The 15,709-nt window shown below is 50.2% G+C and carries 13 protein-coding genes and 1 tRNA gene; all 14 read left to right on the forward strand.

Annotation, left to right across the window (positions count from 1 at the left end):
- A partial coding sequence (locus F463_RS14870) for an EF-Tu C-terminal domain-related protein (protein ID WP_018987683.1) occupies positions 1–114 on the forward strand: 114 nt, incomplete at its 5' end.
- A 58-nt stretch (positions 115–172) separates the two neighbouring features.
- Positions 173–248: transfer RNA gene (locus F463_RS0113735), tRNA-Trp, on the forward strand.
- A 43-nt stretch (positions 249–291) separates the two neighbouring features.
- On the forward strand, positions 292–639 hold the full coding sequence (gene secE / locus F463_RS0113740) for a preprotein translocase subunit SecE (protein WP_018987684.1): 348 nt from the start codon (positions 292–294) through the stop codon (positions 637–639).
- Complete coding sequence (gene nusG, locus F463_RS0113745; protein ID WP_018987685.1) at positions 639–1,175, forward strand: transcription termination/antitermination protein NusG; 537 nt, start codon at positions 639–641, stop codon at positions 1,173–1,175. Before secE ends, nusG begins: the two co-directional genes overlap by 1 nt.
- A gap of 89 nt (positions 1,176–1,264) precedes the next feature.
- Positions 1,265–1,696 carry a 50S ribosomal protein L11 gene (gene rplK, locus F463_RS0113750; RefSeq protein ID WP_018987686.1) on the forward strand — a complete coding sequence of 144 codons (432 nt, stop codon included), beginning with the start codon at positions 1,265–1,267 and terminating at the stop codon, positions 1,694–1,696.
- Between the two features lies 1 nt (position 1,697).
- The gene (gene rplA, locus F463_RS0113755; protein ID WP_026295612.1) at positions 1,698–2,384 is read left to right on the forward strand and encodes a 50S ribosomal protein L1; all 687 of its coding nucleotides are present in this window, start codon (positions 1,698–1,700) and stop codon (positions 2,382–2,384) included.
- Between the two features lie 275 nt (positions 2,385–2,659).
- Entirely contained in the window at positions 2,660–3,157 is a 498-nt protein-coding gene (rplJ, locus tag F463_RS0113760) for a 50S ribosomal protein L10 (protein ID WP_018987688.1), read from the forward strand.
- A gap of 32 nt (positions 3,158–3,189) precedes the next feature.
- Entirely contained in the window at positions 3,190–3,570 is a 381-nt protein-coding gene (gene rplL / locus F463_RS0113765) for a 50S ribosomal protein L7/L12 (protein ID WP_018987689.1), read from the forward strand.
- Positions 3,571–3,813: 243 nt separating this feature from the next.
- Positions 3,814–7,986 carry a DNA-directed RNA polymerase subunit beta gene (rpoB, locus tag F463_RS0113770; RefSeq protein WP_018987690.1) on the forward strand — a complete coding sequence of 1,391 codons (4,173 nt, stop codon included), beginning with the start codon at positions 3,814–3,816 and terminating at the stop codon, positions 7,984–7,986.
- Between the two features lie 23 nt (positions 7,987–8,009).
- Positions 8,010–12,269, forward strand: a complete 4,260-nt coding sequence (rpoC, locus tag F463_RS0113775; protein ID WP_018987691.1) for a DNA-directed RNA polymerase subunit beta' — start codon at positions 8,010–8,012, stop codon at positions 12,267–12,269.
- Between the two features lie 207 nt (positions 12,270–12,476).
- Positions 12,477–12,860, forward strand: coding sequence for a 30S ribosomal protein S12 (gene rpsL / locus F463_RS0113780; protein ID WP_018987692.1), 384 nt, complete (start codon positions 12,477–12,479; stop codon positions 12,858–12,860).
- Positions 12,861–12,960: 100 nt separating this feature from the next.
- Positions 12,961–13,431, forward strand: coding sequence for a 30S ribosomal protein S7 (rpsG, locus tag F463_RS0113785; protein WP_018987693.1), 471 nt, complete (start codon positions 12,961–12,963; stop codon positions 13,429–13,431).
- Between the two features lie 55 nt (positions 13,432–13,486).
- The gene (gene fusA, locus F463_RS0113790; RefSeq protein ID WP_018987694.1) at positions 13,487–15,580 is read left to right on the forward strand and encodes an elongation factor G; all 2,094 of its coding nucleotides are present in this window, start codon (positions 13,487–13,489) and stop codon (positions 15,578–15,580) included.
- Between the two features lie 37 nt (positions 15,581–15,617).
- A partial coding sequence (locus F463_RS14875) for a GTP-binding protein (RefSeq protein WP_005434227.1) occupies positions 15,618–15,709 on the forward strand: 92 nt, incomplete at its 3' end.

The raw sequence follows: 15,709 nt of genomic DNA on the forward strand, positions 1-15,709 counted from the left end.
TCTATCACAGTAACATTGATCGCTCCTATTGCGATGGAAGACGGTCTGCGTTTCGCGATTCGTGAAGGTGGTCGTACCGTTGGTGCTGGCGTCGTTGCCAAAATCATCGAGTAATTGTTGATGTAGGTGAAAGCTGCGCTACAACCCGTGCAGCTTTCGCTTTAAAGAGTACAGGCCAATAGCTCAATTGGTAGAGTATCGGTCTCCAAAACCGAGGGTTGGGGGTTCGAGACCCTCTTGGCCTGCCAAACGCCCAGAATAGTCTGTGGTGTAAATCATAAAGTTAAGTATATGATCGATAAAATCAAACTGGCTTTATCCCTGTTGTTACTAGCTTTAGGGATCGCCGGTTTTTATCTTTTTGAAGATAAAGCAATGGTTGTCAGGATACTTGCCGTGTTGGCAGGTATTGTCGCGTCCGTCGCAGTCGCGTGGACTGCGCCACAAGGTAAGCAGGCGCTGGTTTTCTTTAATGAGTCTGTTGCTGAAGCCAAGCGTGTAGTGTGGCCAACACGACAGGAAACCATGCAAACAACGCTTGCTGTGGTCGTGTTGGTTGTGATTATGGCGGCTTTCCTGGCGTTGGTGGATATCAGCTTCGCCTATATGGTGCAATGGATTATGGGTAGGGGTGCTTAATGGCTATGCGTTGGTATGCAGTTCAAGCCTTCTCCGGCATGGAGAAATCCGTCAAGGCCGGTTTGGAAGAGCGCGTCGCAAGATCGAATATTCCGGATCAGTTCGGTGATATTCTGGTGCCGGTAGAAGAGGTGATTGAGTTGAAAAATGGTCAGAAGACCATTTCTGAGCGTCGCTTGTATCCAGGTTATGTGTTGGTGCAAATGGAAATGACTGACGAAAGCTGGCACTTGGTAAGAAGCACACCTCGTGTCACTTCATTTATCGGTGGGACAGCGCAGCGCCCAACACCAATTAAGGACAAAGAGGTCGAGATCATTCTGCGTCGTATGGATGACAGCAAGTCTAACCCAACGCAGAAAATGACCTTTGAAAAAGGTGAGAGCGTCCGTGTGGTTGATGGCCCATTCAAAGACTTCTCTGGCAGTGTGGAAGAAGTCAATTACGATAAAAACAAACTGCGTGTTTCCGTGGTTATTTTTGGACGGGCGACACCAGTGGAACTGGATTTTGCACAGGTAGAAAAAGAAGTCTAGCTGTGCATTGGTCGGCTGCTTTTACTGGCAGTCGATATTTTTAACGGGGAGCCTGTTAACGGCGCTATTACCCATTTTAGGAGTCAAACATGGCAAAGAAAGTCATTGGCTACATCAAGCTGCAGATCCCTGCAGGTAAAGCCAACCCAAGCCCACCAGTTGGTCCAGCACTGGGTCAACGTGGTTTGAACATCATGGAATTCTGTAAAGCGTTTAACGCGGCAACACAAGGCGTTGAACCAGGTCTGCCTATCCCAGTGGTGATCACTGCGTTTGCAGACAAGAGCTTCACTTTCGTGATGAAAACCCCACCAGCAACCGTGCTGATCAAAAAAGCAGCCAAGCTGGAAAAAGGTTCTGCACGTCCACATACAGACAAGGTTGGCAAGATTACTCGTGCGCAAGCTGAAGAAATTGCTAAAACAAAACAGCCTGACCTGACGGCTGCTGACCTGGATGCAGCTGTACGTACCATCGCTGGTAGCGCACGCAGCATGGGTATTGAAGTGGAGGGTGTATAACATGGCGAAAAGAATTGATGCGTTGCGCGCGAAAATCGATCGCAACAAGCTATATCCGGTTGTTGATGCACTGAATCTGGTTAAAGAAGGCGCAACTGCCAAATTTAACGAGTCAGTAGATGCAGTGATTAACCTGGGTATCGATCCACGTAAATCAGACCAGCTCGTTCGCGGTGCCATCGTGTTGCCTAACGGTACTGGTAAATCCGTACGCGTAGCCGTATTTGCACAAGGTGCACAAGCTGAAGCGGCTAAAGCAGCTGGCGCTGACATCGTTGGTTTTGAAGACCTGGCTGAGCAAGTTAAAGGCGGCATGCTGGACTTCGATGTGGCGATTGCAACACCAGATGCAATGCGTATCGTGGGTGCTCTGGGTCAAGTGTTGGGTCCACGTGGTTTGATGCCAAACCCAAAAGTGGGTACCGTGACACCAGACGCTGCCACTGCGGTAAAAAACGCTAAAGCCGGTCAAGTGCAATACCGTACTGACAAAGGTGGTATCGTACACTGCACGATTGGTCGTGCTTCATTCACTGTTGAGCAATTGCAAGGCAACCTGTCTGCATTGATCGAAGCTTTGAACAAAGCCAAACCAGCGAGCTCAAAAGGTGTATACCTGAAGAAATTGTCCGTCTCCAGCACCATGGGTCCTGGCGTACGTGTCGACCAAGCTTCAGTCGCAGCTTAAGAATTGAATCAAGTCCCGGTCCATTGCTGGATCGGGCAAAAACTTTGGGCTTGAGTGTTTATGCAATTTTGTAAGCACTCAAGAGCATCAAAGACCGTTGGTGGTTAACTTAATTGAGAATTGAATGCAGATGGGTGAGTGATCCTCTGTTTGCAGCAATTTGAAACCAACGCAGATGGCGATCCCCAACACAGGATATATCCATGCCCTGCACAAGGACGCCGTGAGTGGCCCGGGGTTTTTCCGGGCTTTCATTAACGGAAGGAGAACAGACCTTGAGTCTTAATCTTACAGAGAAAAAAGAAGTCGTTGCCGAGGTGGCTGCACAAGTAGCTAACGCACAAGCAATCGTACTTGCTGAGTATCGTGGTATTGGCGTCGCCAATATGACGAAACTGCGTGCTGATGCACGTAATGCAGGTGTGTATCTGCGTGTGTTGAAAAACACCCTGGTTCGTCGTGCAGTAGAAGGTACGCCTTTTGCGGCATTGGCTGACGACATGGTTGGGCCGCTGGTATACGGTATTTCTGCCGATCCAGTAGCAGCTGCCAAAGTATTGAACAATTTCGCCAAAGACAACGAATTGTTCGTACTGAAAGCGGGTGCAATGCCTAATGAGCGTCTTGATGTGGCTGGCGTGCAAGCCTTGGCATCTACATTGAGCCGTGATGAGTTGCTGTCCAAACTGGCTGGCATGCTCAACGAAATCCCAACCAAGTTTGCTCGTGCCGTTGCAGCAGTACGCGACGAAAAAGAAAAGCAAGCGGCTTAATTTTTAATCAAATATTTTAGGAAATTTATATCATGGCAATTTCTAATGCTGACATCTTAGATGCAATCGGTGGCATGACCGTATTGGAACTGACTGCATTCATCAAGGAAATCGAAGAGAAGTTCGGTGTTTCTGCTGCTGCGGTTGCAGTGGCTGCTGGCGGCGCTGCTGCTGGTGGTGCTGCTCCAGCTGCTGCTGAGCAAACTGAGTTCAACGTGATCTTGAACGGCGCTGGCGACAACAAAGTTGGCGTTATTAAAGCAGTTCGCGAACTGACAGGCCTGGGCTTGAAAGAAGCTAAAGACCTGGTAGACGGCGCACCAAAAGCAATTAAAGAAGGCGTAAGCAAAGCTGACGCTGAAGCAGCTGTGAAAAAATTGATCGAAGCGGGCGCAACTGCTGAGATGAAATAATTCACAATTGTGAATCTGGCTGGGCTGACGGGAGACCGTCGGCCTTCGCCATTTCTAGCGATACAGATTGTCAGTAGACAATTATTGCTAGTGTAGGTGTTGTAAAAGGTGTGTTGTGGCCGCATATAGTTAGACCAGTTGGCTAATTAAGTGGCTGTTTTTAAATGCGAAGTTAGATGTCAAAACATTGCAGTGGATGAAAAGTGTTTTGTCTTCTACCCTCAAAAAATTTCAGGAGACGCTATGAGCTATTCCTTTACCGAAAAGAAACGCATCCGCAAAAGCTTTGCCAAGCGTGACAGCGTTCAAGAGGTGCCTTACCTGCTGGCCATGCAGTTGGAATCCTACAAATCATTCCTGCAGGAAAATGTTCCAGTTGATCAGCGTAAAAATGAAGGTCTGGAATCTACTTTCCGTTCCATTTTCCCGATTGTCAGCCATTCCGAGAATGCACGTCTGGATTATGTGAGCTACCAGTTAGGCGCAGAGCCGTTTGACGTCAAAGAGTGTCAGCAACGTGGCCTTACTTATGCCGTACCATTGCGCGTCAAAGTACGTTTGACCATCATGGACCGTGAAGCGTCCAAACCAACCGTCAAAGAAGTGAAAGAGCAAGAAGTGTACATGGGTGAATTGCCACTCATGACCGAGAACGGCTCATTCATCATCAACGGTACCGAGCGCGTGATCGTTTCCCAGTTGCATCGCAGCCCAGGTGTGTTCTTCGAGCATGACCGTGGTAAAACCCACAGCTCCGGTAAGCTGCTGTTCTCCGCACGCATCATTCCTTACCGTGGTTCATGGTTAGACTTTGAGTTTGACCCGAAAGATTACCTGTACTTCCGTGTAGACCGTCGCCGTAAAATGCCAGTGACGATCTTGCTGAAGGCATTGGGCTATACACCAGAACAAATCCTGGAAACATTCCACGACACCGACACTTTCCACATTGGCCCTAAAGGCGTGGAATTTGAGTTGGTGGCTGACCGCTTGCGTGGCGAAGTGGCCAAATTTGATATTACTGACAAAGACGGTAATGTGTTGGTTGCCAAAGACAAGCGCATTACAGTCAAACACATCCGCGATATTGAAAAAGCTGGCGTAAAAACCATGGCAGTGCCGACCGATTTCATGATGGGTCGCGCCATTGCCAAAAATATTATTGACACAGAAACCGGTGAATTGATTGCCAATGCCAATGATGAACTCACACTATCATTGCTGGAAAAACTGGTGGCTGCCAAGATCACCGAAGTTGACACGATTTACACCAACGACCTGGATCATGGTAACTTCATTTCACAAACCCTGCGTACGGATGAAATTCCTGACCAGTACAGCGCGCGCGTGGCAATTTACCGCATGATGCGTCCTGGTGAACCACCGACCGAAGATGCAGTAGAAGCCTTGTTCAACGGTTTGTTCTTCTCTGAAGACCGTTATGACCTGTCTGTGGTTGGCCGCATGAAGTTCAACCGCCGTGCTTACCCAAGCAAGCTGGAAGACCGTACTGCTGCCTGGATGCGCCGTTTCTACGAGAAAGTTGGCCCGCAAGGCGACACCGGCAGCAATGTATTGTCAAACGAAGATATCCTGGCTGTGATCGGTGTGCTGATTGAGTTGCGCAATGGCCGTGGCGAGATCGATGATATCGACCACCTCGGTAACCGCCGTATCCGTTCCGTGGGTGAGTTGGCAGAGAACCAGTTCCGTGCCGGTTTGGTACGTGTTGAGCGTGCAGTAAAAGAGCGTCTGTCTCAGGCTGAGTCCGAGAACCTGATGCCGCACGACCTGATCAATGCCAAACCAGTCTCCAGCGCGATCCGTGAGTTCTTCGGTTCCAGCCAGCTGTCACAGTTTATGGACCAGACCAACCCATTGTCCGAGATTACGCACAAGCGTCGTATATCTGCCCTGGGCCCAGGCGGCCTGACACGTGAGCGTGCCGGTTTTGAGGTGCGTGACGTACATACCACCCACTATGGCCGTGTATGTCCAATCGAAACGCCAGAAGGTCCAAACATTGGTTTGATCAACTCACTGGCGCTGTATGCCCGCACCAACGAATATGGTTTCCTTGAAACTCCTTACCGGTTGGTTGAAAACAACAAAGTGTCTGGCAAGATTGATTACCTGTCAGCGATTGAAGAAAGCCAGTATGTGATCGCCCAGGCGAACACCGAAGTGGCTAAAGACGGCAGTTTCAAAGAAGACCTGATTTCTGCGCGTTTCCATAACGAATTTACCATGACACAACCTGACCGCGTGCAGTATATGGACGTGGCCCCAGGCCAGATCGTGTCAGTAGCGGCTTCATTGATTCCCTTCCTGGAACACGATGATGCGAACCGTGCCTTGATGGGCGCCAACATGCAACGTCAAGCGGTGCCATGTTTGCGCGCTGAAAAAGCCGTGGTCGGTACTGGTATTGAGCGTACCGTGGCGATTGACTCCGGCACTGTCGTAACAGCACGCCGTGGCGGTGTCGTGGATTACGTCGACTCCGGTCGTATTGTGATCCGTGTACACGATGCCGAAGCGCAAGCTGGCGAAGTGGGTGTGGATATCTACAACCTGACCAAGTACACCCGCTCTAACCAGAACACCAACATCAACCAGCGTCCGCTGGTCAAAGTGGGCGATATCATTGCCCGCGGTGACGTGGTCGCTGATGGTGCATCGACTGACATGGGTGAATTGGCCCTCGGCCAGAACATGCTGGTAGGCTTTATGCCTTGGAACGGTTATAACTACGAAGACTCCATCCTGATCTCAGAGCGCGTAGTGGCCGATGACCGTTACACCTCCATCCACATTGAAGAACTGTCTGTGGTGGCACGTGATACCAAACTGGGACCTGAAGAGATTACCCGCGATATTTCCAACCTGTCCGAGCGCATGCTGGGCCGTTTGGATGACTCCGGTATTATCTACATTGGTGCTGAGGTTGAGGCCGGTGACGTATTGGTTGGTAAAGTGACACCAAAAGGTGAAACCACTTTGACCCCAGAAGAAAAATTGCTGCGTGCGATTTTCGGTGAAAAAGCGTCTGACGTAAAAGATACTTCACTGCGCGTACCTTCAGGCATGACCGGTACTGTCATCGACGTGCAAGTCTTCACGCGTGAAGGCATCGACCGCGATGCGCGTGCACAGCAAATTATTGATGACCAGTTGTCTCACTACAAGAAAGATCTGGGCGACCAGATGCGTATTGTGGAAGACGATACTTTTGGTCGTATTAGTCGTCTGCTGGTGGGTAAGGCCGCCACCGGTGGTCCTAACAAGCTGAAAAAAGGCGATACGGTAAGCCAGGAATACCTGGACAGCGTGGGTCGTTATGACTGGTTTGATATCCGTCTGAGCGATGAAGAAGCCGCTCGCCAACTGGAGCAATTGAAAGACAGTCTGAGCCAGGCACGCGTTGAATTCGACAACAAGTTCGAAGAGAAAAAGCGTAAACTGACTCAAGGTGATGAATTACCACCTGGCGTACAGAAAATGGTCAAGGTGTATCTGGCGGTGAAACGTCGTATCCAGCCTGGTGACAAAATGGCGGGTCGTCACGGTAACAAGGGTGTGATCTCCAAGATTTGTCCGGTGGAAGACATGCCACACATGGCAGACGGTACCCCATTGGACATCGTGTTGAACCCGTTAGGCGTGCCTTCACGTATGAACATTGGCCAGATTCTGGAAACCCATTTGGGCTGGGCCGCGAAAGGCCTGGGTAAACGCCTGGGCGACATGTTGCAGGCTGAAGCAAAAGTGGAAGAAATTCGTGCGTTCCTGGACAAGATCTACAACAGCAGCACCGGCAAGAAAGAAGACATTGCTGGCCTGACTGACGCTGAAGTAATTGATTTAGCGACTAACCTGAAACACGGCGTGCCGTTCGCGACCCCGGTGTTTGACGGTGCCGCTGAATCTGATATTAAAGCGATGCTGGATCTGGCTTTCCCGGATGATGATGAACACACCAAGAAGCTGCAGTTCCACGCAGGTAAAACACAGGTGAAACTCTTTGATGGCCGTACCGGTGATGCTTTCGAGCGTCCTGTGACTGTCGGTTACATGCATGTATTGAAACTGCACCACTTGGTTGATGACAAGATGCACGCACGTTCTACCGGTCCTTACAGCCTGGTGACACAGCAGCCGTTGGGTGGTAAAGCCCAGTTCGGTGGCCAGCGCTTCGGTGAGATGGAAGTGTGGGCACTGGAAGCGTATGGTGCGTCATACACCTTGCAAGAGATGTTGACCGTGAAATCAGATGACGTGAATGGCCGTACCAAAGTGTACGAAAACATCGTCAAAGGTGAGCACAAAATTGATGCGGGTATGCCCGAATCATTCAACGTGTTAGTGAAAGAAATCCGTTCACTGGCCATTGATATTGATTTGGACCGTAACTAACCCCCGCCATTAGGAGAGTCTCTATGAAAGCGTTATTAGATTTATTTAAACAGGTTACGCAAGAAGAAGAGTTCGACGCGATCAAGATCGCGCTGGCTTCACCTGAAAAAATCCGTTCATGGTCCTATGGCGAAGTGAAAAAGCCAGAAACCATTAACTACCGTACCTTCAAACCAGAGCGGGACGGTTTGTTCTGCTCCAAGATCTTTGGCCCTATCAAGGATTACGAGTGCTTGTGCGGTAAATACAAGCGTTTGAAACACCGCGGTGTGATTTGTGAGAAGTGTGGCGTTGAAGTCACCTTGAGCAAAGTGCGTCGTGAGCGCATGGGCCACATTGAGCTGGCTTCACCAGTCGCGCATATCTGGTTCCTGAAATCCTTGCCTAGCCGCTTGGGTATGGTGCTGGATATTGCCCTGCGTGACATCGAGCGTGTGCTGTACTTTGAAGCATTTATCGTGATTGATCCAGGCATGACACCACTGACCCGTGGTCAGTTGCTGACTGAAGATGACTACCTGGCCAAGGTCGAAGAATACGGTGACGAATTCAACGCCGTGATGGGTGCCGAAGCTGTGCGTGAGTTGCTGCGCACCATGGACATCGAGCGCGAAATCGAAACATTGCGTAGCGAACTGTCTGCAACCAGCTCAGAAGCCAAGATCAAGAAGATCGCCAAGCGTCTGAAAGTGCTGGAAGCATTCCAGAAATCCGGCATCAAGCCAGAGTGGATGATCCTGGAAATCTTGCCAGTGTTGCCACCAGAGTTGCGTCCATTGGTGCCACTGGATGGTGGCCGTTTTGCGACCTCAGATCTGAACGACCTGTATCGCCGTGTGATCAACCGTAACAACCGCTTGAAGCGTTTGTTAGAGCTGAAAGCGCCTGAAATCATCGTCCGTAACGAAAAACGTATGTTGCAAGAGGCTGTTGACTCTCTGCTGGATAACGGTAGGCGCGGTAAAGTCATGACCGGCGCCAACAAGCGTCCGCTCAAATCACTGGCTGACATGATCAAAGGTAAAGGCGGTCGTTTCCGTCAAAACCTGTTGGGTAAACGTGTGGACTACTCCGGCCGTTCCGTAATCGTGGTCGGTCCGCAGTTGAAACTGCATCAGTGCGGTTTGCCTAAGAAAATGGCGCTGGAATTGTTCAAGCCTTTCATTTTCCACAAGCTGGAAGTGTTAGGTCTGGCCACCACCATTAAAGCGGCCAAGAAGAAAGTGGAAGAGGAAGGACCAGAAGTCTGGGATATCCTGGAAGACGTCATCCGTGAGCATCCGGTTCTGCTGAACCGTGCGCCTACGCTGCACCGTCTGGGTATCCAGGCCTTTGAACCCGTGCTGATCGAAGGTAAAGCGATCCAGTTGCACCCATTGGTGTGTTCAGCCTTTAACGCCGACTTTGACGGTGACCAGATGGCGGTACACGTTCCATTGAGTCTGGAAGCACAGATGGAAGCCCGCACGTTGATGCTGGCTTCCAACAACGTACTGTCTCCAGCCAACGGCGAACCAATCATTGTGCCGTCACAAGATATCGTGTTGGGTCTATACTACATGACCCGCGAGAAAGTAGCAGCACGTGGCGAAGGCATGATCTTCAGTGACATCAAGGAGGTGCAACGTGTGTACGACCAGGGTCTGATTGATCTGCACGCTAAAGTCACTGTGCGTATTCGTGAATTTGAGTTGGATGTCGCTGGCCAGAAGATCGAGAAAATCAACCGTTACACCACCACAGTGGGTCGTGCATTGCTGTCTGAAATCTTGCCACCAGGCTTGCCATTCAGCTACATCGACAAGGCACTGAAGAAAAAAGAAATTTCACGCCTGATCAATGCCAGCTTCCGTAAAGTAGGCATCCGTGAAACCGTGATTTTTGCTGACAAACTGATGTATACCGGTTACTCCTACGCGACTAAAGCAGGTATCTCTATCAGCATCAACGATATGTTGGTGCCACCAGAGAAAGAGCAGTTGATTGCTGCTGCTGACGCGGAAGTGAAAGAGATCGAAGATCAATACGTTTCTGGTTTGGTGACTCAGGGTGAGCGTTACAACAAAGTGGTCGACATCTGGGGTCGTGCCGGTGACAAAGTGGCAGATGCCATGATGAAACAGTTGCGCGAAGAGGATGTAAAAGACGCCGACGGTAACGTTGTGAAAAAAGATGGCAAGACTGTGCGTCAGGAATCGTTTAACGCGATTTACATGATGGCCGACTCCGGTGCGCGGGGTTCCGCAGCGCAGGTGCGTCAGCTGGCCGGTATGCGTGGTCTGATGGCGAAACCGGATGGTTCCATTATTGAAACGCCAATTAAGGCGAACTTCCGTGATGGCCTGAACGTGTTGCAGTACTTTATTTCTACGCACGGTGCGCGTAAGGGTCTGGCCGATACGGCGCTGAAAACAGCGAACTCCGGTTACCTGACACGTCGTCTGGTAGATGTGACACAAGATCTGGTTGTGACCGAGACAGATTGCGGTACGACTGAAGGTTTGGTCACCAAGGCCTTGGTGAAAGGTGGTGAAGTGGTTGAGCCATTGCATGACCGTATCCTGGGCCGTACTTCTGCGCTCGATATCCTGCATCCTGAAACACAGGAAGTGGTGTATGAAGCTGGTACCTTGCTGGGTGAAGACGAAGTCGAGAAAATCGATGCCTTGGGTATTGATGAAGTGAAAGTCCGTACTGCCCTGACTTGCGATACACGTTATGGTATTTGTGCCAAGTGTTATGGTAGGGACTTGGGTCGCGGCAAGCTGATCAGCATCGGTGAGTCTGTCGGTGTGATTGCTGCGCAATCTATCGGTGAACCTGGTACACAGCTGACCATGCGTACGTTCCACATCGGTGGTGCGGTATCGCGTGCAGCGTCTGTATCACAAGTAGAAAGCAAATCCAACGGTACCGCTGGCTTTACTTCGACCATGCGTTACGTGACCAACTCACGTGGTGAGCAGATCGTGATCTCTCGTAACGGTGAAGTGGTGATTTCTGACGACAATGGCCGTGAGCGTGAGCGTCATAAAGTGCCCTACGGTGCGACACTGACCATCAATGATGGCAAGACAGTGAAAGCCGGCCAGGCATTGGCGACATGGGATCCGCATACACGTCCTATCATTACCGAGTATGCCGGTCGCGTGAAGTTCGAGAACGTTGAAGAAGGTGTCACAGTTGCTAAACAGGTGGACGAAGTCACTGGCTTGTCCTCCCTGGTGGTGATTGATCCTAAACAGCGTGCTGGTTCATCCAAAGGCTTGCGTCCGCAGGTGAAGTTGCTGGATGCCAATGGCGTGGAAGTGAAAATTGCCGGGACTGAAACCCCAGTCAATGTCACCTTCCAGTTGGGTTGTATCATTACCGTGAAAGATGGTCAGGAAGTGGGTGTGGGTGAAGTGCTGGCACGTATCCCGCAAGAATCTTCCAAAACCCGTGATATTACCGGGGGTCTGCCACGTGTGGCCGAGCTGTTCGAAGCGCGTTCACCAAAAGATGCCGGTATGCTGGCAGAAGTGACAGGTACTGTGTCGTTTGGTAAGGATACTAAAGGTAAGCAACGTCTGGTTATTACCGACCTAGATGGTATTACTAGCGAGTTCCTGATTGCCAAGGACAAGCACGTAACTGCGCATGACGGTCAAGTGGTGACCAAAGGTGAGACGATTGTGGACGGCCCGGCTGATCCACAAGACATCCTGCGCTTGCAAGGTCGCGAAGCATTGGCACGTTACATCATCGACGAAGTGCAAGACGTTTACCGCTTGCAGGGCGTGAAGATTAACGACAAGCACATTGAAGTGATTGTGCGCCAGATGCTGCGTCGTGTGAAAGTGCAAGATGCGGGCGATACCAGCTTCATCCCGGGTGAGCAGGTAGAGCGTGCGGATCTGTTGACAGAAAACGAACGCGTGATTGCCGAAAACAAACGTCCGGCAACGTTTGAGTACGTGTTGCTGGGTATTACCAAAGCATCGCTGTCTACCGATTCGTTCATCTCTGCGGCGTCCTTCCAGGAAACCACCCGCGTGTTGACCGAAGCCGCTATTTTGGGCAAACGCGACGATCTGCGTGGCCTGAAAGAAAACGTCATTGTGGGTCGTTTGATTCCAGCCGGTACCGGCCTGGCATATCACGAGTCCCGCAAACGTGCAGCTGTCGCATCGCTGACACCGAACGCAACAGAACCTTCAGAAGCCGTTTTGGCCGCTGAAGCGATGTTTGCTCCGGAAGCGGTAGTAGAAGAAACAGCCGCTGACGATAGCGCTACCGAGTAATTAACGGCCTAACCGGTCGCAAGACCGGGTAATAAAACAAGGGGTGTCCAGCATGAATAGTGCTTGACACCCCTTGACTCGTTTATTAAAATGCTGGGTTTCTCAGAATAGCCTTATTGTCTCAATAAGGCATTATTGTTGATGTGCCGCCAATGTTGAGTCTTCCTGCTCAAATGGTGGTTTTTTAAAGGTGAAGAGGTTAAGGCAATGCCAACCATTAATCAGTTAGTTCGCAAACCACGCGTTAAAGTGGTTACCAAAAGCAAGGTTCCAGCGTTGGAAGCTTGTCCTCAAAAGCGTGGTGTATGTACTCGTGTATATACCACGACTCCAAAAAAACCAAACTCCGCGTTGCGTAAAGTGGCTAAAGTGCGCTTGACCAACGGTTACGAAGTGATTAGCTACATTGGCGGTGAAGGCCACAACCTGCAGGAGCACTCTGTTGTGCTGTTGCGCGGCGGTCGTGTAAAAGACTTGCCAGGTGTGCGTTACCACATGGTTCGCGGTAGCTTGGATACGGCTGGTGTGAAAGACCGTAAACAGTCCCGTTCCAAATACGGTGCCAAGCGCCCTAAAGAAGCTAAAGCTTAATTTATTAAGTCTACTTGGACGAATTGTCCATTTTTTAAGAGCGGCTGAAATGCCTTGCGAGTGTAGTTGCTAGCAAAAATTTAATTGAAAAGAGAATAGTATGCCTAGACGCAGAGAAGTCCCCAAACGTAATATCTTGCCGGATCCAAAATTTGGTAGCCAGGAAGTATCCAAATTCGTAAACGTATTGATGACAGGTGGTAAAAAATCTGTTGCTGAACGTATCGTTTACGGTGCATTTGATCAAGTAGCCAGCAAGAGTGGCAAAGATCCGCTGGAATTATTCACCACAGCGTTGAACAATCTGCGCCCTATCGTTGAAGTGAAAAGCCGTCGCGTCGGTGGTGCAAACTATCAGGTGCCTGTAGAAGTGCGTCCTAGCCGTCGTAGTGCCTTGGCAATGCGTTGGTTGCGTGATGCAGCGCGTAAGCGTGGCGAGAAGTCCATGGGCTTGCGTCTGGCAGCTGAGTTGATCGAAGCCTCTGAAGGCCGTGGCTCAGCAATGAAAAAACGTGAAGAAGTTCACCGTATGGCAGAGGCTAACAAGGCCTTCTCACACTTCCGTTTTTAATTAAACGACCTCGTTCTTTAATAATTAGTTGAATTGATAGCAAAGGTAAAGCATCGTGGCACGTAAAACCCCTATTGAACGCTACCGTAATATTGGTATTTCTGCGCACATTGACGCAGGTAAAACAACCACGACAGAACGTATTCTGTTCTACACTGGTGTAAACCATAAGATTGGTGAAGTGCACGACGGTGCAGCTACCATGGACTGGATGGAGCAAGAGCAGGAGCGTGGTATTACCATTACTTCTGCTGCAACCACCTGTTTCTGGAAAGGCATGGACCTGTCTTTGCCTGAGCATCGATTCAACATTATTGATACCCCAGGGCACGTAGACTTCACGATTGAAGTTGAGCGTTCCATGCGCGTACTCGACGGCGCCTGTATGGTGTACTGTGCCGTGGGTGGTGTGCAACCACAATCCGAAACTGTTTGGCGCCAGGCCAACAAATACAAAGTGCCACGCCTGGCCTTTGTAAACAAAATGGACCGTTCCGGTGCTGACTTCTTCAAGGTCGTGGACCAGATGAAGGTCCGCCTGCGTGCGAATCCGGTCCCAGTGGTGATTCCTATCGGCCGTGAAGATACTTTCACTGGCGTGGTTGACCTGATGAAAATGAAAGCTATCATCTGGGATGAGGCTTCTCAGGGTATGAAATTCACTTACGGTGATATTCCAGCTGATCTGGTTGAAACAGCCAACAAATGGCGTGAGCAGATGGTTGAATCTGCGGCTGAAGCCAGCGAAGAGCTGATGAATAAATACCTGGAAAACGGTGACCTGGAAGAGAAAGATATTATCCTGGGTCTGCGTACACGTACCATTGCTGGCGAAATCCAGCCAATGTTGTGCGGCTCTGCGTTCAAAAACAAGGGTGTTCAGCGCATGCTGGACGCGGTGATCCAGTTCCTGCCATCTCCTGTAGATATCCCTGACGTGACTGGTGAAACCGATGATGGTAAACCGGCCAGCCGTAAAGCGGATGACAAAGAAGGTTTCTCTGCCCTGGCCTTCAAATTGATGACTGACCCGTTTGTTGGCCAGCTGACCTTTATCCGTGTGTATTCCGGCGTATTGAACAAGGGTGATACCGTTCTTAACTCTGTGAAGGGTAAAAAAGAGCGTATCGGCCGTATCGTACAGATGCACGCGAACAACCGTGAAGAGGTTGAAGAGGTGTTGGCGGGTGACATCGCGGCCTGTATCGGTTTGAAGGAAGTGACAACGGGTGAGTCCCTGTGTTCTCCAGACAAGCCAATCATCCTGGAGCGTATGGTGTTCCCTGAGCCAGTGATTCACGTGGCTGTCGAGCCAAAAACCAAGGGTGATCAGGAGAAAATGGGCTTGGCCTTGGGCCGTCTGGCACAAGAAGACCCTTCTTTCCGTGTACGTTCCGACGAAGAGTCTGGTCAGACCATTATTTCTGGTATGGGTGAGTTGCACCTGGAAATTCTGGTCGACCGTATGAAGCGTGAATTCAACGTGGAAGCCAACGTGGGTGCGCCACAAGTGGCTTACCGTGAAGCTATCCGCAAGGCGGTTGAAGTGGAAGGTAAATTCGTTAAGCAGTCAGGTGGTAAAGGTCAGTACGGTCACGTCTGGCTCAAAATGGAGCCTAACGAAGCAGGTAAAGGCTACGAATTCGTTGACGCGATTAAAGGCGGTACCGTGCCGCGTGAATTTATTCCTGCTGTGGATAAAGGCCTGCGTGAAACGATTCCTGCGGGTATCCTGGCTGGCTTCCCGGTCGTTGACGTAAAAGTAACGCTGTTTGATGGTTCATACCATGACGTTGACTCTAACGAAAACGCGTTCAAGATGGCAGCTTCTATCGGCTTTAAAGATGGTATGCGTAAAGCAGATCCGGTCTTGTTGGAGCCTATGATGGCGGTTGAGGTGGAAACGCCGGAAGAGTATATGGGTGACGTGATGGGTGACTTGTCTTCCCGTCGTGGCATCATTCAGGGTATGGAAGATATGGCTGGTGGCGGTAAGGCGATTAAAGCTGAAGTGCCGCTGTCCGAGATGTTTGGTTACTCCACTGTGGTACGTTCCTTGTCACAAGGCCGTGCAACTTACAGCATGGAATTCAAGCATTACTCCGAAGCTCCGAAAAACGTCGCTGATGCAATCATCAACAAAAAATAATTGATTTATTAAAGTATTGAATTAAAGGAAAGTAATCATGGCAAAAGGCAAATTTGAACGTACCAAGCCACACGTGAACGTTGGTACGATTGGTCACGTTGACCACGGTAAGACAACATTGACAGCGGC

Source organism: Methylophilus methylotrophus DSM 46235 = ATCC 53528 (assembly GCF_000378225.1).
GTDB lineage: Bacteria > Pseudomonadota > Gammaproteobacteria > Burkholderiales > Methylophilaceae > Methylophilus > Methylophilus methylotrophus.

Coding starts and splice junctions, on each gene's coding strand:
- secE (WP_018987684.1), top strand. CDS start 292: ATGATCGATAAAATCAAACTGGCTTTATCCCTGTTGTTACTAGCTTTA.
- nusG (WP_018987685.1), top strand. CDS start 639: ATGGCTATGCGTTGGTATGCAGTTCAAGCCTTCTCCGGCATGGAGAAA.
- rplK (WP_018987686.1), top strand. CDS start 1,265: ATGGCAAAGAAAGTCATTGGCTACATCAAGCTGCAGATCCCTGCAGGT.
- rplA (WP_026295612.1), top strand. CDS start 1,698: ATGGCGAAAAGAATTGATGCGTTGCGCGCGAAAATCGATCGCAACAAG.
- rplL (WP_018987689.1), top strand. CDS start 3,190: ATGGCAATTTCTAATGCTGACATCTTAGATGCAATCGGTGGCATGACC.
- rpoB (WP_018987690.1), top strand. CDS start 3,814: ATGAGCTATTCCTTTACCGAAAAGAAACGCATCCGCAAAAGCTTTGCC.
- rpoC (WP_018987691.1), top strand. CDS start 8,010: ATGAAAGCGTTATTAGATTTATTTAAACAGGTTACGCAAGAAGAAGAG.
- rpsL (WP_018987692.1), top strand. CDS start 12,477: ATGCCAACCATTAATCAGTTAGTTCGCAAACCACGCGTTAAAGTGGTT.
- rpsG (WP_018987693.1), top strand. CDS start 12,961: ATGCCTAGACGCAGAGAAGTCCCCAAACGTAATATCTTGCCGGATCCA.